The following is a 22,677-nucleotide window of genomic DNA, read 5'->3' on the forward strand; positions in this document are numbered from 1 at the left end:
CGTGCGCTGCGCCAACGTCAACTCCATCATCCCGCGGTAGCTCAGCACGCCCCTTTCGGGCCTCAACGACACGCACCAGGCGGGCAATCTCAAATGAGGCAACGAAAGGGCTAACCGGGCATCTTTAGTGAGTCAACGCGAATGCCCGCGCGGCGGGGCCACTGTGGCCGCTGTGATTCCCTCAGGGCAGCAGCACGATCGAGCCCGCCGTCTTGCGGCCCTGCAGATCCTGGTGGGCGCGGGCGGCTTCGGCCAGCGGGTAGCGCCCGCCCACCTCGACGGTGATGTCACCGCCGGCGATCGCGGCGAACAATTCCTCGGCCCGCCAGCTGAATTCCTGCCCGGTGCGGACGAAATGCGCCAGCGACGGCCGGGTCAAGAACACCGAGCCGGCCGCGTTGAGGCGCTGCGGGTCGAACGGCGGAACGGGTCCGCTGGCCGCACCGAAGAGCGCCAGCGTGCCCCGGATGGCCACGCTGGCCAGGCTGGCGTCAAAGGTGGTCGCGCCCACGCCGTCATACACCGCGGCCACCCCGGCGCCGTCGGTCAACGAGCGAATCCGCTCACCGAACGCCGCGGGATCGTCAGGGTAGGGGAGCACCTCGTCGGCGCCCGCCCGGCGGGACAGCCGCTCCTTGTCGGGGGTCGAGACCGTGGTGATGACCCGCACACCGAGCAGGTGAGCCCACTGCGTCAAGATCAGGCCGACGCCGCCCGCGCCTGCGTGTACCAGCACCGTGTCGCCCGCCTGCACCGGATACACCGATCTCAACAGATAATGGGCGGTCAACCCCTTCAGCAGGGACGAGGCCGCCACATCGGCGGTCACGCCGTCGGGCACCTCGGCGGTCAAATGTGCTGGGGCCGTAGCGTATTCGGCATACCCGCCGGACGCCGCGGCACTGACCACCCGGTCGCCGACGCCGAGCCCGTCGACGCCGTCGCCCACGGCTTCGATGGTGCCGGCCAATTCCGAGCCGAGGATGAACGGCACTTCCCGCGGGTACTGCCCGGAGCGGAAATAGGTGTCGATGTAGTTGACGCCGATGGCCTCGGCCTTGATCAGCACCTCACCCGGTCCGGGCGTGGGCATTGCCGTATCGACGTAGCGCAGCACCTCGGGGCCGCCGGTCTCGCTGACTTCGATTGCGTGCATCTGCTTATCATGCCCGGGCATGAAACTCGCGCGCCCGAACGTCTTCCACCCCCGCATCGTGCTGGCGGGGCCGGGCGACGGTGCGGGCAGGACAGCGGACGACGCCGGTCTGGTGGGTGCGCTACGGCGGCGCGGCCTGCACGCGCGCTGGCTGCCCTGGGATGACCCGGAAACCGCCAGCGCAGATCTGGTGATACTGCGAGCCGCCGCGGGCGCCCCGGATCGGCGCGACGAATTCCTGGCCTGGGCGCGGCGCGTGCGCCACCTGCTCAATCCACCTGGCGCGGTGGCCTGGAACCTCGATGACCGGTATTTGCGCGACCTCGAGGACGATGGGGTGCCCACGATCGGGCCGGACGCAACGCCCGAGGCGGCGTTGATCTTCCTGGGGGGCGAGCGGTCGCACGCCTGGCCGGTCGAGGCGGAGTTCGAATCGTGGGACCTCGGCTACGCCGCGCTCGCCGCGGCCGCCGGGCGCGCAGGCATCGCCGCGCGGGACCTGCTCTACGCGCGTGCCGACGTGGCAGGTGAACGGCTCATCGGGCTCGACCTGGTCGCGCCGTCATTGGGCTGGCGCCGGCTGAACACCGCGGCCCGCGAACTCGCCCAGCGCCGGTTCGCCCTGGCGTTGGAGTCAGCTTGCGAGCGCCTCGGGCTCGGCCCGCTCTCGCATCGAAGCCCATAGCGCCGCGGTAGCCGCCGTGCACGCCGCGGCCCCGGCCACGTGCAGGGCGACCAGCACGGCTGGAACTCCGGTGTAGTACTGCGCGGTGCCGACCGCGGCCTGGGCGAACACCAGTACCAACAGCACCGCGAGCCGCAGCAGCACGGGTCGGGCGGCACGCACCGCCAGCAGCCCGAAGCCAAGCCCCACCAGTAGCGACAGATAGGCGATCAGCAGCGACGAGTGCAGGTGCACCAGGGTGTCGACCTCGACTTTCAGCCGCGGCACCGTCCGGGTGGGGCTGCGATCACCCGCGTGCGGGCCGGCGGCCGTCACCAGCGTGCCGGTGACCAGCACTGCGGCCAGGTTCAGGCCTGACAGTGCGGTCAGCGCGCGCAGCGGCCTGACCACTCGCACGCGAACCGCTACGTCGTCGGGTTCACCGACTTTTACGTACAGCAGCACCGCCAGCCACACCATCGTCATCGACGTCAGCAGGTGGATGGCCACCGTCCACCACAGCAGCCCGGTGCGCACGGTGATGCCGCCGATCACGGCCTGCACGACGGTGGACACCGGCATCAGCCAGGCATAGACCAGCACCTCGCGCCGCCGCCGCGCCCGGGTCACGGCCAGCACGGCCAGGGCCGCGGTGATCACCACGGCGAAGGTGACCATCCGATTGCCGAATTCGACGGCCTGATGGATGCGCGGCACTTCGGCGTGGGCCACCGGAACGAAGCTGCCCGGAAAGCACTGCGGCCAGGTGGGGCAGCCCAGGCCCGAGGCGGTGACGCGGACGATCGCGCCGGTGATGGCGATGCCGCCCTGGGTGAGGATGACGGCCGCGGCGATCAGGCGTTGCACGCCCGGGCTGGGGTTGGGAAGCAGGTCCACCAAGCGCAACAGCATCCGTCCAACCACGGCCCGATCCTAAGGCACCGAAAACTACGGCTTGTAGTAAGGCTGGGCCCGCGGGCGACCGTCAGGTGAAGCGGAACCAGCGCAGCGCGCTCAGCGCGCTCAGCGCGCCCCACGCCACCAGAACGACGATTCCGAACCAGTCCACCGACATGGTCATCGCCTGCGAGAGCGCCTCGGTGAGCGCGCCGGACGGAGTCAGCCGCGCGGCCAACTTGACTGCCGTCGGGGTGATCCCGGTTTCCAGGGTCAGCGCGCCAAGGCCCGCGAAGACGAACCACATCAGGTTGGCTACCGCGAGCACGATCTCGGCGCGCAGCGTTCCGCCGAGCAGCAGCCCCAGGGCCGCGAAGACCGCGGTGCCCAGCGCGATGACCGCCGCGCCCAGCGCCAGGGCCGCCGGCGTGGGTCGCCAGCCCAGCGCAAAACCAATGGCGCCCAACAGGATTGCCTGCAGGAACACCACCGTGACCACCGCGAGGGACTTGCCCGCGATGATGCCCCACACCGGAAGCGGCGTGGCTCCGAGCCGCTTGAGCGCGCCGTAGCGCCGATCGAAGGCGACCGCGATCGCCTGACCGGTGAACGCCGTCGAGATCACCGCCAGCGCCATGATGACCGGGGTGAAGGTCGCCGCGCGGTGCTGACCGAACGAGCCGAGCGGCAGCAGCGTGAGCCCGACCAGCAGCGTGATCGGAATGAACATCGTCAGCAGCAGCTGCTCGCCATTGCGCAGCAGCAGCTTGAGCTCCAAACCGAACTGCGCGCCAAGCATTTTCGGCACCGCGCTGGGGCGTGGATCGGGAGCGAAGGTCCCCGCGGGGAAGGCGTTCGATCCAGTCTCGTTGTCGGTCAAGGCCGTAACTTCCTGCCGGTGAGGTCGAGGAACACATCCTCGAGGCTGCGTTGTTCGACGCGCATATCGGTGGCCAGGACGTCGATCCGCGCGCACCACGCCGTGACGGTTGCCAGCACCTGGGGGTCGACGTGCCCCTCGACCAGGTACTCACCCGGCGTCACCTCGGTGGCTTTGTAGTCCTCCGGCAGCGCGGAAGACAGCAACGACAGATCGAGGCGCGGCGGCGCGCTGAATCGCAACTGGTCCTTGGCCCCGCTGCGCGTCAGCTCCGTGGGGGTGCCGGAGGCCACCGTGGCCCCGTGATCGATGATCACCAGCCGGTCGGCGAGCTCCTCGGCCTCCTTGAGCTGGTGCGTGGTCAGTACCACCGTCACGCCGTCGCGGCGCAGGGCGTCGATCAGCTCCCAGACCAGCAGCCGGGCGTGCGCGTCCATGCCCGCGGTGGGCTCGTCGAGGAACACCAGTTCGGGGCGGCCGACCAGCGCGCACGCCAGCGCCAGCCGCTGCTGCTGGCCGCCGGAGAGCCGCCGATAGGTGGTGCGGGCAGCGTCGGTGAGGCCCAGCGTGTCCAGCAGCCACGCCGGGTTCAGCGGGTCGGCGGCGTAGGCCGCCACCAGGTTCAGCATCTCTCCCGCGCGGGCCGCGGGGTAACCGCCGCCGCCCTGCAGCATCACCCCGATGCGAGCCCGCAGCCGCGCGTTGTCGGCGATCGGGTCCAGGCCGAGCACCTCGATGGTGCCGGCGTCCGGGCGCACGAAGCCCTCGCACATCTCGACCGTCGTTGTCTTCCCGGCACCGTTGGGGCCGAGCAGGGCCAGCACCTCGGCGGCGTGCACCTCGAGATCGAGGTTGGAGACGGCCTCGACGGCCGTCGCGCCGGAGCCGTATTTCTTGGTGACCCCGCGCAGCCGCATCACTACGTCAGGGGATTCGCGCGATTCGCGGACGGGAAAAGCCGAGCTCACGTGGAATCAGCGTAGGCGTCGCGTGCCGGCGCGGGCTGGGGGGGCGACGGAGTGGCGGGCGGCGCCGCCGTGTCAATGACGGGTTGGCCGTCGGCCGCGGTGCCCTGGACCGGTGGGCGGCGCCACGGCAGGCGGGTATAGGTCAAACCGATGAGCGCGACGACGATGACGGTGCTGGCCAGGGTGGCGTCGATGATCTGGAACAGCGCGAACCGGTCGCCGTTGGCGGTCGGGCCGAAGATCCCGACGACCAGGCTGATGACGATGGCTGCCACCCGGAAGCCGGTGCGGGTCGCCCAGGCGGCCAGCGGGATGATCGCCCACAGCAGATACCAGGGCTGCACGACGGGGAACAGCAGCACCGTGATGCCCAGTGCGACACCCAGCCCGCCGATCGGGTGCAGCCGGCCGCGGAAGACGGCCAGCAGCAACCAGGCCACCATCACGGTGATGATCAGCACGCCGATCGCACGGGTCAGCCCCAGTACCGCGGTGGTGTGATCACCCAGGCCCAGCAGGATGCCCACCTGCCCGGTGCCGAGCGCCAGCAGGGTCGGCGGCGACATCCAGCTGCGTACCACGTTGGCGGTGCCCAGCGTGTAGATCCAGCCGAAACCCAGACCGCTGATCCAGCCCACCAGCGCCATCACCGCCAGCGACAACGTTGCCATGCCGCCGCCCGTCAGCAGCAGCGCGCGCAGGGTGCCGCCGCAGCGATACGCCAGCGCCATCGTGACGAAGCCCAGCGCCAGCAGCGACGGCAGCTTCACCTGCGACGACAACACGATCAGTACGGAGCCGGCGACCAGCATCCCCAGCGGTTCCCAGTCCGGGGGGATGCTGAGTGCCCGGCTCCTCCGGCCACCGGCCGGCATCGTCGCCGGGGCAATCTTCCACGACACGGGCAGCAGCCGCGGTGCATCGACGCCGCGCAACGCGAATTCTGCCCCGGCCAGCATCAGGCCGAGCATCAGCGCCTCGTTGTGCACGCCGGCCACCAAATGCATGATCAGCAGCGGATTGGCCGCCCCCAGCCACAGCGCGCTGACCTCGGCGACGCCGCAGCGCCGGGCCAGCCGCGGCGTCGCCCAGACAATCAGTCCCACGCCCAGCAGCTCGACCAGGCGGTGACAAAGCACGGCGGCGACGATGTTCTCCCCGGTGATCGCCGAGATGCCGCGCCCGATCCACAAGAAAAGCGGGCCATACGGTGCGGGCGTCTCGCGCCACAGCGTTGGCACCGACAGCGTGAAGATGTGCGACAGGCCGAGCCCCGAGGCCGGGCCTACCCGGTACGGGTCCAGACCTTCCAAAGAGATCTGGCTCTGCGCCAGATAGGAATAGACGTCCTTGCTGTACATCGGTGGCGCGATCAACAGCGGCAGCACCCACAGCAGCAGGGTGCGGTCCAAGTCACCGCGTGACATCCGCCGATTCCCCAGGGCGAACCGGCCGAGCATTAACCAGGCCAGCGCCATCATGACCGCGCCGGTGGTCGTCATGGTCAACGACACGGTCTGGATCCGCGACGGCAGGTTGAGCAGCCGGACCCCGAACGTGGGGTCCTGGACGACGGGCCGGGCGCCGGCGCCGAGCGCCCCGATCGCCATCACCACCGTGCCGGTCGCGCCGAACAGGCGGATGCGGCGCAGCGCGGTGAGCTCGGTATCGTTCAGCGGCGAGCCCACTGCTTGCTCGTCGCCATGCAGACTCGCGATCGATGAGCTCAGCGTGTGGTGGCGGGCTGCCATCAGAGCAGCCTAGCCCCCACGACGAGACCGGCCGTGTTGCCGCGGCCCCCCGCGGAAGCCGGCGATGGGGCCGGCCGACGATGATGCGGGCCGCACGGCGCGGGCCGCTGTGAGCAGCGCAACGCCAGGACAGGGGACCCTTGCTAGACCGATCCCCGGAATTGCGTCACACTGGTGTTGTGAAAATCCGAACTAGCCTCGATGGGGCCACTGGGGGCGGCGTCGTCGCTCCCGGCGTGGCGCGCGTCGGAGCGTCGGTGCCGGATGGTCACACCCGCCGCGCGATCGTGCGCCTGCTGCTGGAGTCCGGATCGATCACCGCCGGCGAGATCGGTGACCGGCTGGGTCTGGCGGCCGCCGGCGTGCGACGCCACCTCGACGCCCTGATCGAGGCCGGCGATGCCGAGTCCACGGCGGCCGCGGCGTGGCAGCAGGCGGGACGCGGGCGTCCGGCCAAGCGCTATCGGCTGACTGCGGCCGGGCGCGCCAAGCTCGACCACGCCTACGACGACCTGGCGGCGGCGGCCATGCGGCAGCTCCGCGAGATCGGTGGTGAAGATGCGGTGCAGGCTTTCGCCCGGCGGCGCATCGACACCATCCTGGCCGACGTTCCCGCGGCCGACAGCGCGGCGGACAGCGACGTCGAGGCGGCCGCCGACCGGATCGCCACCGCGCTGACCAAGGCCGGCTACGTCACCACCACCACGCAGGTCGGCGGGCCGATCCACGGCGTGCAGATCTGCCAGCACCACTGCCCGGTGTCGCACGTCGCCGAGGAATTCCCCGAGCTGTGCGAGGCCGAACAGCAGGCCATGGCCGAGGTGCTGGGGACCCACGTCCAGCGGTTGGCGACCATCGTCAACGGCGACTGCGCCTGCACCACGCACGTACCCCTGACTCAGGCGCCCAGCCCGCGCCACGACACCACGAGCATCAAAGGAGCGTCTCGATGACACTCACACCCGAGGCCAGCACGACGGCTACCGCGCCGCTGACTCAGGAAGAGGCGATCGCCTCCCTGGGGCGGTACGGCTACGGCTGGTCGGACTCCGACGTCGCGGGGGCCAGCGCTCAGCGCGGCCTGTCCGAGGCCGTCGTTCGCGACATCTCGGCGAAGAAGAACGAGCCCGAGTGGATGCTGCGGACGCGGCTGAAGGCGCTGCGCATCTTCGACCGCAAGCCGATGCCCGGGTGGGGGTCGAACCTGGAGGGCATCGACTTCGACAACATCAAGTACTTCGTGCGCTCCAGCGAGAAGCAGGCGGCGACGTGGGACGACCTGCCCGCGGACATCAAGAACACCTACGACAAGCTGGGCATCCCGGAAGCCGAGAAGCAGCGGCTGGTCTCCGGTGTCGCGGCACAGTACGAGTCGGAGGTCGTCTACCACTCCATTCGGGAAGACCTGGAGGCCCAGGGCGTCATCTTCCTGGACACCGACACGGCGCTGCGCGAACACCCCGAGATCTTCCAGCAGTACTTCGGCACGGTGATCCCGGCCGGGGACAACAAGTTCTCGGCGCTGAACACCGCGGTGTGGAGCGGCGGCTCGTTCATCTACGTCCCGAAGGGCGTGCACGTCGACATCCCGCTGCAGGCCTACTTCCGGATCAACACCGAGAACATGGGCCAGTTCGAGCGGACGCTGATCATCGCCGACGAGGGCTCCTACGTGCACTACGTCGAGGGCTGTACCGCGCCCATCTACAAGTCGGACTCGCTGCACTCGGCGGTGGTCGAGATCATCGTGAAACCCAATGCGCGCGTTCGTTACACGACAATCCAGAACTGGTCGGGCAACGTCTACAACCTGGTCACCAAGCGGGCCCGCGCCGAGGCCGGCGCCACCATGGAGTGGGTCGACGGCAACATCGGGTCCAAGGTCACCATGAAGTACCCTGCGGTCTGGATGACCGGCGAGCACGCCAAGGGCGAGGTGCTCTCGGTCGCCTTTGCCGGCGAGGACCAGCACCAGGACACCGGCGCGAAGATGCTGCATCTGGCGCCCAACACGTCGAGCAACATCGTGTCCAAGTCGGTGGCGCGCGGTGGCGGGCGCACCTCCTACCGCGGCCTGGTGCAGGTGAACAAGGGCGCGCACGGATCGCGTTCCAGCGTGAAATGTGATGCGCTGCTGGTCGATACGATCAGCCGCAGCGACACCTATCCCTACGTCGACATCCGCGAGGACGACGTCACCATGGGCCACGAGGCCACCGTGTCCAAGGTCAGCGAGAACCAGCTGTTCTACCTGATGAGCCGCGGCCTGACCGAGGACGAGGCGATGGCCATGGTGGTGCGCGGCTTCGTCGAGCCGATCGCCAAAGAGCTGCCGATGGAGTACGCACTGGAGCTCAACCGGCTGATCGAGTTGCAGATGGAGGGTGCGGTCGGATGACCGCGCGGACAACAACTATCGAAGGCTCCGCGCTGAACAAGGGGGAGCTGTTCGCGTCCTTCGACGTGGACGCGTTCGAGGTGCCGCATGGCCGCGACGAGATCTGGCGGTTCACCCCGCTGAAGCGGTTACGTGGCCTGCACGACGGCACGGCGCGCGCCACCGGCAAAGCCGAGATCAGCGTCAGCGAGCAGCCCGGCGTGCAGACCGAGGTGGCCCGCCGCGGCGATGAGCGGCTGGGCCAGGGCGGCGTACCCGCCGACCGTGTTGCCGCCCAAGCATTTTCGTCGTTCAACTCCGCGACCCTGGTTACCGTGGGCCGCGACACCCAGGTCGGCGAGCCGGTGAACATCACCGTCGCCGGGCCCGGCGAGGGCGCGGTGGCCTACGAGCATCTGCAGATCCGGGTCGAAGAGCTCGCCGAAGCGGTCGTGGTGATCGATCACCGGGGCAGTGGAACTTACGCCGACAACGTCGAATTCATCGTCGACGACGCGGCCAGGCTCACCGTGGTGTGGATCGCCGACTGGGCCGATGACGCCGTGCACGTCAGCATGCATCACGCCAAACTGGGCAAGGACGCTGTGCTGCGCCATGTCGCCGTCACCCTCGGCGGCGAGGTGGTGCGGATGACTGCCAACGTGCGGTATCTGGGCCCCGGCGGCGACGCCGAGCTGCTCGGCCTGTACTTCGCCGACGACGGGCAGCACCTGGAGTCGCGGCTGCTGGTGGATCACGCCCAGCCCGACTGCAAGTCGAATGTGTTGTACAAGGGTGCACTGCAAGGTGATCCGGACTCCGCGCTGCCCGACGCGCACACCGTCTGGATCGGCGACGTGTTGATCCGCGCCGACGCCACCGGCACCGACACCTTCGAGGTGAACCGCAACCTGGTGCTGACCGACGGGGCACGCGCCGACTCGGTGCCCAACCTGGAGATCGAGACGGGTGAGATCGTCGGTGCCGGACACGCCAGTGCCACCGGCCGTTTCGACGACGAGCAACTGTTCTACCTACGGTCTCGCGGCATCCCCGAGGAGCAGGCGCGCCGCCTGGTGATCCGCGGTTTCTTCGCCGAAATCATCTCCAAGATCGCGGTGCCCGAGATTCGGGAACGCTTGACGGCAGCCATCGAACACGAACTGGCCTTAACGGAAAAGACGGAAACAACAGCCTCATGACCACTCTGGAAATCAAAGACCTGCACGTCAGCGTCGTCAACCCGAACGCCGCCGAGTCCGAGCGCGAGATTCCCATCCTCAACGGCGTCGACCTGACGGTGAAATCCGGTGAGACACACGCCTTGATGGGCCCCAACGGTTCGGGCAAGTCGACCCTGTCGTACGCGATCGCCGGTCACCCCAAGTACGCGGTGACCTCGGGCTCCATCACGCTGGACGGTCAGGACGTGCTGGCGATGAGCATCGACGAGCGCGCCCGGGCCGGAATCTTTTTGGCCATGCAGTATCCCGTCGAGGTGCCCGGCGTCTCGGTGTCGAACTTCCTGCGCTCCGCAGCGACCGCCGTGCGCGGCGAGGCCCCGAAGTTGCGGCACTGGATCAAAGAGGTCAAGGCGGCGATGGGCTCGCTCGAGATCGATCCTGCTTTCGCCGAGCGCAGCGTCAACGAGGGTTTCTCCGGCGGTGAGAAGAAGCGCCACGAGATTTTGCAGCTGGAACTGCTCAAGCCCAAGATCGCCATCCTCGACGAGACCGACTCCGGACTCGACGTCGACGCACTGCGGGTGGTCAGCGCGGGCGTGAACCGTTACGCCGAGGCCGGCTGGGACGATGGCACCGGCCAGCCGGTGCGTGGCGGCGTCTTGCTCATCACGCACTACACCCGCATCCTGCGCTACATCCACCCGGAATACGTGCACGTGTTCGTCGGCGGGCGCATCGCCGAATCCGGCGGTTCGGAGCTGGCCGACGAGCTCGAGCAGAACGGCTACGTCCGCTTCTCCCAAGCGGCGGCAACCGGGGCCTGACATGGCGACACCTTCCGCGGCGGTCTCAACCCTGGATGTCGCGGCCGTCCGCGCCGATTTCCCCATCCTCAAGCGCGTGATGCGCAGCGGAAATCCGCTGGCGTACCTGGATTCCGGCGCGACATCGCAGCGGCCGCTGCAGGTACTCGACGCCGAGCGGGAGTTCTTGCTGACCTCCAACGGCGCGGTGCACCGCGGTGCGCACCAGCTGATGGAGGAGGCCACCGACGCCTACGAGCACGGGCGTGCGGACGTCGCGGCGTTCGTGGGCGCCGACGCGCTAGAGCTGGTGTTCACCAAGAACGCCACCGAGGCGCTCAACCTGGTGTCGTATGTGCTGGGGGACAAGCGGTTCGAGCGTGCCGTCGGCCCCGGGGACGTCATCGTCACCACCGAACTCGAGCATCACGCCAACCTGGTTCCCTGGCAGGAACTCGCCAGGCGCACCGGGGCGACCCTGCGCTGGTACGGCGTCACGGACGACGGGCGCATCGACCTCGACTCGCTGGAGCTCGACGAACGCGTGAAAGTCGTCGCCTTCACCCATCATTCGAACGTCACCGGTGCGATGGCGCCGGTGGCCGAGCTGGTCAGCCGGGCCCGGGCGGCGGGCGCGCTGACCGTGCTGGATGCCTGCCAGTCGGTGCCACACCAGCCCGTCGACTTCCACGCGCTCGACGTGGACTTCGCCGCGTTCTCGGGACATAAGATGCTGGGCCCCAACGGCATCGGCGTCCTGTTCGGACGCAGCGAAGTGCTGTCGGCCTTACCACCGTTTTTGACTGGCGGCTCGATGATCGAAGCCGTGAGCATGGAAGCGTCCACCTACGCGCCGGTGCCGCAGCGGTTCGAGGCCGGCACTCCGATGACGTCGCAGGTGGTCGGATTGGGCGCGGCCACCCGCTACCTCGGCGCCATCGGCATGGAAGCCGTGCAGGCCCACGAGCACCACCTGGTCGCCGCGGCCATCGACGGGCTGTCCCGCATCGATGCCGTGCGCATCGTCGGCCCGACGACCATGGAAGACCGCGCCTCGCCGGTGTCTTTCGTCGTCGACGGCGTGCACGCGCACGACGTCGGGCAGGTGCTCGACGACGAGGGCGTCGCGGTGCGCGTGGGTCACCACTGCGCCATGCCGCTGCACCGCCGGTTCGGTGTGGCGGCCACCGCTCGGGCTTCGTTCGCGGTGTACAACACCGCCGAGGAGGTCGAGCGTTTGGTGGCCGGCGTGCGCCGCGCTCTGGATTTCTTTGGGAGAGGCTGACATTGCGTCTCGAGCAGATGTATCAGGACGTGATCCTGGACCACTACAAGCACCCGCAGCACCGCGGGCTGCGGGAGCCGTTCGGCGCCGAGGTGTTCCACGTCAACCCCGTCTGTGGTGACGAGGTCACGCTGCGGATCGCGCTGTCCGAGGACGGCGAAACCGTTGCCGACGTGTCCTATGACGGGCAGGGCTGCTCGATCAGCCAGGCCGCGACCTCGGTGCTCACCCAGCAGGTGATCGGTCAACGCGTCGGCGAGGCGCTCAAGACCATCGCCGCGTTCACCGAGATGGTCTCCTCGCGCGGCACCGTCGAGGGCGACGAGGACGTGCTGGGCGACGGGATCGCATTCGCCGGGGTGGCCAAATACCCCGCCCGGGTGAAATGCGCCCTGTTGGGATGGATGGCGTTCAAAGATGCGTTGGCCAAAGCCTATTCGGGCCAAGAGGCAGACTTTTCAGGAGGATACAGATGAGCGACACCACCGCGCCGGATGACGAATTCCTTGCCGACCTCGAGGAGGCGATGCGCGACGTCGTCGACCCCGAACTCGGCATCAACGTCGTCGATCTGGGACTCGTCTACGGGCTGAACGTCGAGGCGGGCGACGACGGTACCGTTGCCCTCATCGACATGACGCTGACGTCGGCGGCCTGCCCGCTGACCGATGTCATCGAAGACCAGTCACGCAGTGCGCTGGTGGGGGCCGGCTTGGTCGACGACCTGCGGATCAACTGGGTGTGGAACCCGCCGTGGGGTCCGGACAAGATCACTGAGGACGGCCGCGAGCAACTGCGCGCCCTCGGCTTCACCGTCTGAGTCAGGCTTTTCGCGCTATTCGTGCGTCGCGGCTTTTCGCGTCCCCTGGAAGGTGCCCTAAAGGTGGATGTGAGGAAGGTGAGGCAGGTGCAGGTGGGGATGCGGGCGCCCCATCGGTGGGCACGTCTCCACGCTGATCATCGTCGCGTGCAGGACGCCGCCATCCTGGGTTCCCTGGGCCCCAATGCATTTACCGTTCGTGATCGCCTGGGTGTCCGATGGCGTCTGCCTCTGGTATGAGGTCGAGTCGGCGACGGTCACGTTGGTAGTGGCGCCCGGGCCGCCGGGGCCCAGACCGTTGACGGCGATCGTGTTGCCCGACACCGAGGCCACGGTGCCGTAGAAGCCTGCCGGCGGCGGACACTTGCCGTCCGCGGACTGGGTGACAGTCACGGCTTGCGCGGTGATTGGGCCGGGAGCTGGCTCGCCGGGCGCAGGAGCCCCGGGGGGCGGTGCGCTCTGCGGGGTGGCTTTGACATTCACGCAACTGCCGGGCGTCACATCGGTCAGCTTCGCCGGGGTGACGTCGACGACCCTGGTCTGGGGTGTGTAGTCCACCGTGGCCGAGCCGGTCCGCGTGCGAAGCGCGACCGTGCCATTCGAATTCGACTGCACCATGCCCTCGACATAGTCCTTGCCCACCGGAGGTGGCGGGGGCGCCGGGGGCGGCGCGGCGCTGGGCGCCGCGCTCGGCGGGGCGGCGGTGACGGCCGGTGGCGCGCTGGTGTTCGACGTGTCGTGGGAGGAACCGCACATGGCCACGCACAGCGCGACGAAAGCGATGACTACGCCAAGCGCGATCTGCGTCCGCCGGGTCTTCAACGATAAGGCAGGCACAGATCTCATCTCCGATCACACGTTTTGCCGCCGTCAGCAATTACCCTTGCCGGGCGCGGTTTTCACGGCGCGCCCGGCAGGAGTGACGGCGATCTCAGTTAGCCCGAGCCGGGTTCAGCCACCGTGGCCGGGCTGCTTGGGCTTGCCGCATTTGCCGTCGACGGCCTGTCGTAGCTTGATGCTCGTCGCCTGCAGCGCGCCGCCGTTGTCCTGAGTTCCGCGCGCGGACAGGCATTTGCCCGGAGTGATCGCGTCGGTGTTCGCGGACGACTGCTTGCTGTATTTGGTCTTGTCATCGACCGTGACGGCCGTTTGCGTGGTGTTGCCGTTGGGATCGGTGTTGGTCAGATTGATGGTGTTACCGGACACCGACGCCACCGAGCCCCGGACCCAGGCCGGCTTCGCGGGCGCCTGCGACGGCGGGAGAGACGGCGGCGTGGTGCTCGAACCGCCGGGTGCGGACTGCGGCGGTTTCGGGCAGGCGCCATTGACCGACTCGCTGATCTTCACCGACGCGGCGGTGACCGCCTGACCGGGTGCCGATCCCTCCGTCGGCTTGACGCTGACGCAGCTGCCCGGGGTGACATCGGGCAGCCCGGCCGGAACGGCCTCGGTGATCTTGGTGGTCGAGGTGAAGTTGACCGACGCGGTCGAGTTGTCTTCCTTGGTGACCTGAATGGAGTTACCCGCCACCGAGGCGATCAGGCCGCTGAGCCGCGCTTCGGAGTTAGGGGTGGATGACGTGGTCGTCGACGTGACGGTGGACGTCGAGGTTGAGGTAGATGTAGATGCGGACTTGGAATTGTTCGATGAGCCGCAGGCGGACAGGGACAATGCGGTGGCTCCCGCGACGGCGAATACCGCGAAGCGAGTGAGCCGGGGAACTTGACAGCTGGCAGACATCAACGTTTCTCCATTCGTCGGTTGGAGCCAACGTTAGGGGGTACCCGATTAGACTGTGCCTAACCCGTGTATTGGCCGCGCTCAGAACGCCTCTTCGGCCACGTCCATGATCTCGTCGTCGATGGCCTCGATGACGCCGCGCAGCGAAGTCAGCTGCGGCAGCATGTTCTTGGCGAAGAACCCCGCGGTCGCGATCTTGCCCCGGTAAAACGCTTCGTCATACCCAGTCCCGTCAGCCAGCGCGCGGGTGGCGATGTCGGCCTGCGCCAATAGTCGCCAGCCGATCAGCAGATCGCCGACCGCGAGCAGATAACGCACCGATCCCAGGCCCACCTTGTAAATCTCGCCTGGCTGCTGCGCCGCGGACATCAGGTAGCCGGTCAACGCAGCCGTCATCGCCGTCACGTCGTCGTACGCGGTCTGCACCAGCTGGGCGATCGGCTTGAGCGCCTCGTCAACGCTGTCGATGGTCGCGGTGATCTGAGTCGTCAAGAACTGCAGGGCCTCACCTCGGTCGCGCACGATCTTGCGGAAGAAGAAGTCGAGTGCCTGGATGGCGGTGGTGCCCTCGTAGAGCGAATCGATCTTGGAATCGCGGATGTACTGCTCGAGCGGATAGTCGGCCAGGAATCCCGAACCGCCTAGTGTCTGCAGCGACTCGGTCAGCACCTCGTAGGCCCGCTCCGAGCTCACCCCTTTGACGATCGGCAACAGCAGGTCGTCGATCCGGTGCGCCATCTCGGGATCGGCTCCCGAAACGCGTTGCGCCACAACGTCATCCTGATGAGCAGCGGCATACATGTAGAGCGCCCGCAGGCCCTCGGCGTACGCCTTCTGGGTCATCAGGCTGCGACGCACGTCGGGATGGTGAATGATCGTGACCCGCGGCGCGGTCTTGTCGGACATCTGCGCCAGGTCCGCGCCCTGCACGCGCTCCTTGGCGAAGGCCAGCGCGTTCAGGTAACCCGTGGACAGGGTGCCGGTAGCTTTGACGCCGATCGTCATGCGCGCGTGCTCGATTATGGTGAACATCTGCGCGATGCCCCGGTGCACGTCGCCGACCAGGTAACCGACAGCGGGCACATCCGTTGCGCCGAAAGTCAATTCGCACGTGGGCGAGGACTTGATGCCCATCTTGTGTTCCACGCCGGTCACGTAAACCCCGTTGCGGGGGCCTAGTTCGAAGGTGTCCGGATCGAACAGGAAGTTGGGCACGTAGAACAGGCTCAGCCCCTTGGTGCCCGGGCCGGCGCCCTCGGGACGGGCCAGCACCAGGTGGAAAAGGTTCTCCGCGGTATCTCCGACGTCGCCCCCGGAGATGAAGCGCTTGACGCCCTCGATGTGCCATGTGCCGTCGGGTTGTTCGATGGCTTTGGCGCGGCCGGCACCGACGTCGGAGCCCGCGTCTGGTTCGGTGAGCACCATGGTGGCCGCCCAGCCCCGCTCCACGCCATGAGCGGCCCATTGCCGCTGCTGCTCGTTGCCCTCGACGTACAACGCGTTAGACATGACCGGGCCCAGATTGAAGAAATTCGCCGAAGGGTTGGCGCAGATGAGCATTTCGTTGACCGCCCACGCCAGCGGCGGCGGGGCGGCCATGCCGCCGATCTCTTCGGCCATGCCCAGCCGCCACCAGCCGGCCTCCTTGAGCGCCGCCACCGTCTTGACCAGTTCGTCGGGCACGGTGATTTTGTGCTCGGCCGGGTCGAATACCGGCGGATTGCGGTCGGCGAAGGCGAAGGTTTCGGCCACCGGACCTTCGGCCAGGCGCGCGGCTTCGGTCAAAATAGTACGGACCGTGTCCTCGTCGAGGTCGCTGTAGCCGCCGGTGCCCAGGACGGCGCCGACACCGAGAACCTCGAAAAGGTTGAATTCGATATCACGGACGTTAGCGATGTAGTGGCTCAAGGCGATTCCCTCACTGGTCCTCGAGGCGGCGGATCGTCAGGCACAGTCTGTCGGACGCGGGAAAACGTACGCAACCGTAACCAGCGACGGCCGAGTAGGGCGCTGTGCGGCGGTAGCTGCCCGTACCCCGGCAGCCGTATTCCGATCTCATGGTGCATCGGGGAACATCGCGTCACCGCCGGGCGTTGCGGCAAATGTGACAACACTTGATCTCACCGCTGAGAAGTTCAACGAAACCGTCGAGGGCAACGACATCGTGCTCGTCGACTTCTGGGCGTCCTGGTGCGGTCCGTGCCGCCAGTTCGGTCCTACTTTTGCGGCGTCGGCGGAGAAACACCCCGACATCGTGCACGCCAAGGTCGACACTGAGGCCGAGCAACAGCTGGCCGCGGCGGCCCAGATCCGGTCCATCCCCACGCTGATGGCCTTCAAGAAGGGCAAACTGCTGTTCAACCAACCAGGAGCCCTGCCACCGGCCGCGCTGGAGGATCTGGTCCAGCAAGTCCGCGCGTTCGACGTCTCGGAAGTTTAGGGCCGCCGAGGCCGGGCAGGCCGAATAAGCCTCATGTCGCGCTGCGCGCGGAACCACCGTTAGCTAGGCGCTAGGTTGCATGGGTGAGTTTTGTACTGGTAGATCACCCGCGGCCCGGCGTCGCGCTGATAACCCTGAATCGGCCCGAGCGGATGAACTCGATGGCGTTCGACGTCATGCTTCCGCTCAAAGAGGCCCTGGAAAAGGTCACCTACGACAATTCGGTGCGGGTGGTCGTGCTGACCGGGGCGGGCCGCGGCTTTTCCTCCGGCGCCGACCACAAGTCGGCGGGTTCGGTGCCCCACGTCGAGGGGCTGACCCGCCCCACCTACGCGCTGCGCTCCATGGAGATCCTCGACGAGGTCATCCTGGCGCTGCGCCGATTGCACCAACCGGTGATCGCCGCGGTCAACGGCCCCGCTATCGGGGGCGGCTTGTGTGTGGCCCTGGCCGCCGACATTCGGGTGGCTTCCACCAGCGCGTACTTTCGCGCCGCCGGCATCAACAACGGGCTGACCGCCAGCGAACTCGGCCTGTCCTATCTGTTGCCGCGGGCCATCGGCTCGTCACGCGCGTTCGAGATCATGCTGACCGGTCGCGACGTCACCGCGGAGGAGGCCGAGCGCATCGGGCTGGTGTCCTGCCAGGTACCCGAAGAGCAGCTGCTGGACACCTGCTACGCCATCGCCGCGCGGATAGCGGCCTTCTCGCGGCCGGGCATCGAGTTGACCAAGCGCACGCTGTGGAGTGGACTGGACGCCGGTAGCCTGGAAGGGCACATGCAAGCCGAAGGCTTGGGACAGCTTTTCGTCCGCCTGCTCACCGCCAACTTCGAAGAAGCGGTTGCCGCGCGCGCAGAAAGACGACCACCGGCGTTCACCGACGACAAATAGGCATCTGTTCAACAAGGAGAGCGATCGTGATCACGGCCACGGACCTCGAGGTCCGCGCTGGTGCGCGCATCCTGCTCTCACCGGACGGTCCCGACCTGCGCGTGCAGCCCGGCGACCGCATCGGGCTGGTGGGCCGCAACGGCGCCGGCAAGACGACCACCCTGCGCATCCTGGCTGGGGAAACCGAACCCTACGCCGGAGCGATCAACCGCACCGGCGAAATCGGTTATCTACCACAGGATCCCAAAGAGGGCGATCTCGATGTGCTGGCCCGCGACCGGGTTCTGTCGGCCCGCGGGCTCGACGTGTTGCTGACCGATCTGGAAAAGCAGCAGGCGTTGATGGCCGAGGTCGCCGACGACGACGCCCGCGACCGCGCGATCCGCCGGTACGGGCAGCTGGAGGAGCGTTTCGTCGCCCTGGGCGGCTACGGCGCGGAAAGCGAAGCGAGTCGCATCTGCGCGAGTCTCGGCCTGCCGGAACGGGTGCTGACACAGCAGTTGCGCACCCTGTCCGGCGGCCAGCGCCGCCGGGTGGAACTGGCGCGCATCCTGTTCGCCGCGTCGGAAGGCGGCGCGGGAACGTCGGGTTCGTCGACCACGCTGCTCCTCGACGAGCCGACCAACCACCTGGACGCCGATTCCATCGGCTGGCTGCGGGATTTCCTGCGCGCACACACCGGCGGCCTGGTGATCATCAGCCACAACGTCGAACTGCTCGCCGACGTCGTCAACCGGGTGTGGTTCCTGGACGCGGTGCGCGGCGAGGTCGACGTCTACAACATGACGTGGCAGAAGTATCTCGACGCGCGCGCCACCGACGAGCAGCGCCGGCGCCGGGAACGCGCGAACGCCGAACGCAAGGCCACCGCGCTGCGCTCACAGGCCGCCAAGCTCGGCGCGAAAGCCACCAAAGCCGTTGCCGCACAAAACATGTTGCGCCGCGCCGATCGGATGATGGCCGCACTCGACGACGAGCGGGTGGCCGACAAGGTGGCCCGCATCAAGTTTCCCAACCCGGCCGCATGCGGGCGCACGCCGCTGGTGGCCACCGGCCTGAGCAAGTCCTACGGGTCGCTGGAGGTCTTCACCGGTGTCGACCTGGCGATCGACCGGGGCTCGCGGGTGGTGGTGCTGGGCCTCAACGGCGCCGGTAAGACCACCCTGCTCAGGATCCTGGCCGGCACCGAGGCCCCGGACACCGGAGGACTCGAGCCCGGGCATGGACTGCGGATCGGCTACTTCGCCCAGGAACACGACACGCTCGACAACGATGCGACCGTGTGGGAGAACATCCGCCACGCCGCACCGGATTCGGGTGAGCAGGACCTGCGCGGCCTGCTGGGCGCGTTCATGTTCAGCGGCCCCCAACTCGATCAGCCGGCGGGCACCCTGTCCGGGGGCGAGAAGACCCGGCTGGCGCTGGCCGGTTTGGTGGCGTCGACCGCCAACGTGCTGTTACTCGACGAGCCGACGAACAACCTCGACCCGGCCTCGCGCGAGCAGGTGCTCGACGCGCTCCGCACTTACCAGGGCGCGGTGGTCTTGGTGACGCACGACCCCGGTGCCGCCGAGGCCCTCGACCCGCAGCGCGTCGTGCTGTTGCCCGACGGAACCGAAGACTTCTGGTCTGAGGAATACCGGGATCTCATCGAGCTGGCCTGAGTCGATGGTGGCGACCCGCTTCGCCCGGCATGGACCATGCGGCGACCCGCTGCGCCCGGCTACACCGCGCTTGCGATCGCCGCGGCCGGCGCTTGCGATCGCCGCGGCCGGCGCTCGCGGTCGCCACCAATTCGCGTCACGTGGCCGCAGGCGATTTGACGAAATCGGCCCGCGGTTGACGGCGGCTTTTTACTCTGGGTGCTTGCGATCGCGTCCAGCGTCGGAGGAGCCATGAAGAGAACGCTGCAAAGGTCGGCCAAGACACGCGACAATTTGTTGGACGAGCTGCGCCACGCTTACGAAGGCGGCGCCAGTATCCGCAGCCTGGTCGCGAAGACCGGCAGGTCGTATGGGTCGATTCATAGCTTGCTGCGGGAATCGGGCACCACGATGCGCAGCCGCGGCGGCCCCAACCGGACCGCCAAAACCGCGCGGTTGTAGCGCCACTGCGAAATCACGTCCCCTTGTTCGCAGTGGCGCTACGGTCGCTTCTCGGAATCGTTGCGGCGCACCGAATTCTCCACTAGATCGAGGACCGCGGATAACCGCTGTGGGTCCTCGCCGGACGCCGAACGGGCCACCAGGCCGTCGAGCACCAATTCCAGATAGCACTGCAGTACGTCGCCGGGCACGTCGTCGCGCACCCGGTGTGCCTCCGTCTGCCGGCGCAGCCGATCGGTGGTTGCCGCCGCCAGCTCAGCAGACCGCTCCGCCCAACCCCGGCTGAATGCGGGATCGTTGCGCAGCTTGCGGGCAATCTCCAATCTGGTGGCCAGCCAATCGAACTGGTCCGGCGCGGCCAGCATGTCGCGCATCACCTGGATGAGTCCCGCGCGGGAAGCCACGTCGGCCATCCGCTCGGCGTCTTCGTGGGCGAGGGCGAAAAACAGCGCGTCCTTGTCCCGGAAGTGGTGGAAGATCGCGCCGCGCGACATCCCGATCGCCTTCTCCAACCGGCGCACGGTGGCTTTGTCGTAACCGTATTCGGCAAAGCAACGGCGGGCGCCGTCGAGGATCTGGCGGCGGCGAGCCGCCAGATGGTCCTCGCTGACCTTAGGCACGGGTGACTGGATCGGGTCGGGGGTTAGCCGGACTTGAGCATGTTGCGCAGCACGTACTGCAGGATGCCGCCGTTGCGGTAGTAGTCGGCCTCACCGGGGGTGTCGATGCGCACCACCGCGTCGAACTCGACCTCATCGCCGCCGGAATCCTTGCTTGCCTTGACGCGCACCGTCTTCGGCGTCTTACCGTTGTTGAGCTCTTCGATCCCGGTGATGTCGAACACCTCGGTGCCGTCCAGACCCAGATCCTTGGCCGACTTCCCGTCGGGGAACTGCAACGGGATCACGCCCATGCCGATCAGGTTGGAGCGGTGAATCCGCTCGAACGACTCGGCGATCACCGCGCGAACGCCCAGCAGCCGCGTTCCCTTGGCGGCCCAGTCTCGTGACGAGCCCGACCCGTACTCCTTACCGCCCAGCACCACCAGCGGAATATCTTGTGCCGCATAGTTTTGCGCTGCGTCATAAATGAACGCCTGCGGTGCTTGCCCATCTTCGGCGGACTGGGTGAAGTCGCGGGTGTAGCCGCCGGACACGTCGTCGAGCAGCAGGTTACGCAACCTGATGTTGGCGAACGTGCCGCGGATCATCACCTCGTGGTTGCCGCGCCGCGAGCCAAAGGAGTTGTAGTCCTTGCGCTCCACGCCGTGCTCGTCGAGGTACTGAGCCGCGGGGGTGCCCGGCTTGATGCTGCTGGCCGGGGAGATGTGGTCGGTGGTCACCGAATCGCCCAGCAGCGCCAGCACCCGGGCGCCGGTGATGTCGGCGACCGGCTCGGGTTCGGCCGGCATGCCCTCGAAATACGGGGGCTTACGCACGTACGTCGAATCGGCGTTCCACTCAAAGGTGTTGCCGCTTGGGGTGGGCAGGTTGCGCCAGCGTTCGTCGCCCTTGAACACGTCGCCGTAGTTCTTGGTGAACATCTCGGAGTTGATAGCCGAGGCGATGGTGTCGGAGACGTCCTTTTGCGACGGCCAGATGTCTTTCAAGTAGACCTCTTTGCCTTCTTTATCTGTGCCCAGCGGCTGCTGATCGAAGTCGAAGTCCATGGTGCCGGCCAGTGCGTAGGCCACCACCAGCGGCGGCGAGGCCAGGTAGTTCATCTTGACGTCGGGGTTGATGCGGCCCTCGAAGTTCCGGTTGCCCGAAAGCACGGCCGTCACCGAAAGGTCGTTGTCGTTGATGGCCTTCGAGACTTCGTCGGGCAGCGGACCCGAGTTGCCGATGCAGGTGGTGCACCCGTAGCCGACCAGGTAGAAGCCCAGCTTCTCCAAATAGGGCCACAGGCCGGCCTTGTCGTAGTAGTCGTTGACCACCTGCGAGCCGGGCGCCATGGTGGTCTTCACCCACGGCTTGGACGCCAGTCCCTTCTCGACGGCGTTGCGCGCCAGCAGCGCGGCGCCCAGCATCACCTCGGGGTTGGAGGTGTTGGTGCACGAGGTGACCGCGGCGATCACCACCGCGCCGTGGTCGAGCACGAATTCGCCTCGCTCATCGGAGCGCGCCGTGACCGGGTTGCTCGGGCGACCCTTGGCATGTGCGGCCGCCGAATGCACTTCGGGAACGTCGTCGGCATGTCCGTTCGACACCGCGCCGGGATCGCTGGCCGGGAAGGTTTCCTCGACCGACTCGTCCAGCTTCGAGTAGCCCTGCTGACCGTCCTTGTCACCATCGACGTAGCTGAGGATCTGCTCACGGAAGGTGGACTTGGCGGCCGACAAGGCGATTCGGTCCTGTGGGCGCTTGGGTCCGGCGATCGACGGCACCACCGTGGACAGGTCGAGCTCGAGGTACTCCGAGAACGCGGGTTCGTGGTCGGGGTTGTGCCACATCCCCTGCTCTTTGGCGTAGGCCTCCACCAGTGCCAGTTGCCGATCCGTGCGGCCGGTGAACTTCAAGTAGGAGATGGTCTCCTCATCGATCGGGAAAATGGCTGCGGTGGAACCGAATTCGGGGCTCATGTTGCCCAGCGTGGCGCGGTTGGCCAGCGGCACCTCCGACACGCCCTTGCCGTAGAACTCGACGAACTTGCCGACAACGCCATGCTTGCGCAGCATCTCGGTGACGGTCAGCACGACGTCGGTGGCCGTGACG

Annotated in this window: 21 protein-coding genes and 1 pseudogene; 12 read left to right on the top strand and 10 right to left on the bottom strand. The window is 67.6% G+C overall.

Features of this window, described 5'->3' with window-relative positions:
- Window positions 1-181 precede the first annotated feature (181 nt).
- A complete protein-coding gene (locus VFW69_RS12485; protein ID WP_526501654.1) occupies window positions 182-1,156 on the bottom strand; it encodes a quinone oxidoreductase family protein in 975 nt (324 codons plus the stop codon).
- Between the two features lie 19 nt (window positions 1,157-1,175).
- Here VFW69_RS12485 and VFW69_RS12490 point away from each other — a divergent pair, with 19 nt between their 5' ends.
- Window positions 1,176-1,841, top strand: coding sequence for a DcsG N-terminal domain-containing protein (locus VFW69_RS12490; RefSeq protein WP_526501656.1), 666 nt, complete (start codon window positions 1,176-1,178; stop codon window positions 1,839-1,841).
- On the opposite strand, the gene VFW69_RS12495 is transcribed toward VFW69_RS12490, so the two are convergent.
- The 4 genes from VFW69_RS12495 to mptB form a co-directional block, all read right to left on the bottom strand.
- Window positions 1,791-2,732, bottom strand: a complete 942-nt coding sequence (locus VFW69_RS12495) for a COX15/CtaA family protein (RefSeq protein ID WP_526501686.1) — start codon at window positions 2,730-2,732, stop codon at window positions 1,791-1,793. The two genes, VFW69_RS12490 and VFW69_RS12495, sit on opposite strands and share 51 nt — an antisense overlap.
- A 73-nt stretch (window positions 2,733-2,805) precedes the next feature.
- Window positions 2,806-3,516, bottom strand: coding sequence for an ABC transporter permease (locus VFW69_RS12500; protein WP_526501688.1), 711 nt, complete (start codon window positions 3,514-3,516; stop codon window positions 2,806-2,808).
- A gap of 77 nt (window positions 3,517-3,593) precedes the next feature.
- Window positions 3,594-4,514, bottom strand: coding sequence for an ABC transporter ATP-binding protein (locus VFW69_RS12505; protein ID WP_526501690.1), 921 nt, complete (start codon window positions 4,512-4,514; stop codon window positions 3,594-3,596).
- 47 nt (window positions 4,515-4,561) lie between these two features.
- Window positions 4,562-6,316, bottom strand: a complete 1,755-nt coding sequence (gene mptB, locus VFW69_RS12510) for a polyprenol phosphomannose-dependent alpha 1,6 mannosyltransferase MptB (protein WP_526501658.1) — start codon at window positions 6,314-6,316, stop codon at window positions 4,562-4,564.
- A gap of 140 nt (window positions 6,317-6,456) precedes the next feature.
- Between mptB and VFW69_RS12515 the strand changes: the two genes are divergently transcribed.
- The 7 genes and pseudogenes from VFW69_RS12515 (at window position 6,457) to VFW69_RS12545 (ending at window position 12,785) form a co-directional block, all read left to right on the top strand.
- Window positions 6,457-7,269: a helix-turn-helix transcriptional regulator gene (locus tag VFW69_RS12515; RefSeq protein ID WP_526501660.1), complete on the top strand. Its 813-nt coding sequence runs from the start codon at window positions 6,457-6,459 to the stop codon at window positions 7,267-7,269.
- Window positions 7,266-8,714: a Fe-S cluster assembly protein SufB gene (gene sufB, locus VFW69_RS12520; protein ID WP_526501662.1), complete on the top strand. Its 1,449-nt coding sequence runs from the start codon at window positions 7,266-7,268 to the stop codon at window positions 8,712-8,714. The genes VFW69_RS12515 and sufB overlap by 4 nt, the downstream gene beginning before the upstream one ends.
- Window positions 8,711-9,895, top strand: a complete 1,185-nt coding sequence (gene sufD, locus VFW69_RS12525; protein ID WP_526501664.1) for a Fe-S cluster assembly protein SufD — start codon at window positions 8,711-8,713, stop codon at window positions 9,893-9,895. The genes sufB and sufD overlap by 4 nt, the downstream gene beginning before the upstream one ends.
- Window positions 9,892-10,701: a Fe-S cluster assembly ATPase SufC gene (sufC, locus tag VFW69_RS12530; RefSeq protein WP_526501666.1), complete on the top strand. Its 810-nt coding sequence runs from the start codon at window positions 9,892-9,894 to the stop codon at window positions 10,699-10,701. The genes sufD and sufC overlap by 4 nt, the downstream gene beginning before the upstream one ends.
- 1 nt (window position 10,702) lies before the next feature.
- Window positions 10,703-11,965, top strand: coding sequence for a cysteine desulfurase (locus VFW69_RS12535; protein ID WP_526501668.1), 1,263 nt, complete (start codon window positions 10,703-10,705; stop codon window positions 11,963-11,965).
- A pseudogene (gene sufU / locus VFW69_RS12540) lies at window positions 11,962-12,463 on the top strand (Fe-S cluster assembly sulfur transfer protein SufU). Before VFW69_RS12535 ends, sufU begins: the two are co-directional and overlap by 4 nt.
- Complete coding sequence (locus VFW69_RS12545) at window positions 12,438-12,785, top strand: metal-sulfur cluster assembly factor (protein ID WP_526501670.1); 348 nt, start codon at window positions 12,438-12,440, stop codon at window positions 12,783-12,785. The pseudogene sufU and the gene VFW69_RS12545 overlap by 26 nt, the downstream one beginning before the upstream one ends.
- 57 nt (window positions 12,786-12,842) lie before the next feature.
- Here the strand turns inward: VFW69_RS12545 and VFW69_RS12550 are convergent, their stop codons facing one another.
- The 3 genes from VFW69_RS12550 to VFW69_RS12560 form a co-directional block, all read right to left on the bottom strand.
- Window positions 12,843-13,607 (bottom strand): DUF5666 domain-containing protein, encoded by a 765-nt coding sequence (locus tag VFW69_RS12550; RefSeq protein ID WP_526501692.1) that lies wholly within the window; start codon window positions 13,605-13,607, stop codon window positions 12,843-12,845.
- Between the two features lie 129 nt (window positions 13,608-13,736).
- Window positions 13,737-14,525 carry a DUF5666 domain-containing protein gene (locus tag VFW69_RS12555; protein WP_526501672.1) on the bottom strand — a complete coding sequence of 263 codons (789 nt, stop codon included), beginning with the start codon at window positions 14,523-14,525 and terminating at the stop codon, window positions 13,737-13,739.
- 81 nt (window positions 14,526-14,606) lie between these two features.
- Window positions 14,607-16,433 (bottom strand): acyl-CoA dehydrogenase C-terminal domain-containing protein, encoded by a 1,827-nt coding sequence (locus tag VFW69_RS12560; RefSeq protein ID WP_526501674.1) that lies wholly within the window; start codon window positions 16,431-16,433, stop codon window positions 14,607-14,609.
- A 196-nt stretch (window positions 16,434-16,629) separates the two neighbouring features.
- On the opposite strand from VFW69_RS12560, the gene trxA reads away from it, so the two are divergent.
- From trxA to VFW69_RS12580, 4 genes are all read left to right on the top strand, one after another.
- Entirely contained in the window at window positions 16,630-16,965 is a 336-nt protein-coding gene (gene trxA / locus VFW69_RS12565) for a thioredoxin (RefSeq protein WP_526501676.1), read from the top strand.
- A gap of 83 nt (window positions 16,966-17,048) precedes the next feature.
- Window positions 17,049-17,858, top strand: coding sequence for an enoyl-CoA hydratase (locus VFW69_RS12570; RefSeq protein ID WP_526501678.1), 810 nt, complete (start codon window positions 17,049-17,051; stop codon window positions 17,856-17,858).
- A 26-nt stretch (window positions 17,859-17,884) separates the two neighbouring features.
- Complete coding sequence (locus VFW69_RS12575; protein WP_526501680.1) at window positions 17,885-19,522, top strand: ABC-F family ATP-binding cassette domain-containing protein; 1,638 nt, start codon at window positions 17,885-17,887, stop codon at window positions 19,520-19,522.
- Between the two features lie 243 nt (window positions 19,523-19,765).
- Complete coding sequence (locus VFW69_RS12580) at window positions 19,766-19,963, top strand: helix-turn-helix domain-containing protein (RefSeq protein WP_526501694.1); 198 nt, start codon at window positions 19,766-19,768, stop codon at window positions 19,961-19,963.
- Window positions 19,964-20,001: 38 nt separating this feature from the next.
- On the opposite strand, the gene VFW69_RS12585 is transcribed toward VFW69_RS12580, so the two are convergent.
- Both VFW69_RS12585 and VFW69_RS12590 read right to left on the bottom strand, forming a co-directional pair.
- Window positions 20,002-20,583: a TetR/AcrR family transcriptional regulator gene (locus VFW69_RS12585; RefSeq protein ID WP_526501682.1), complete on the bottom strand. Its 582-nt coding sequence runs from the start codon at window positions 20,581-20,583 to the stop codon at window positions 20,002-20,004.
- Between the two features lie 23 nt (window positions 20,584-20,606).
- Window positions 20,607-22,677: aconitate hydratase (locus VFW69_RS12590; protein WP_526501684.1), on the bottom strand; the 2,071-nt coding region annotated here is incomplete at its 5' end.

It is taken from the genome of Mycobacterium sp., assembly GCF_036273375.1.
GTDB lineage: Bacteria > Actinomycetota > Actinomycetes > Mycobacteriales > Mycobacteriaceae > Mycobacterium.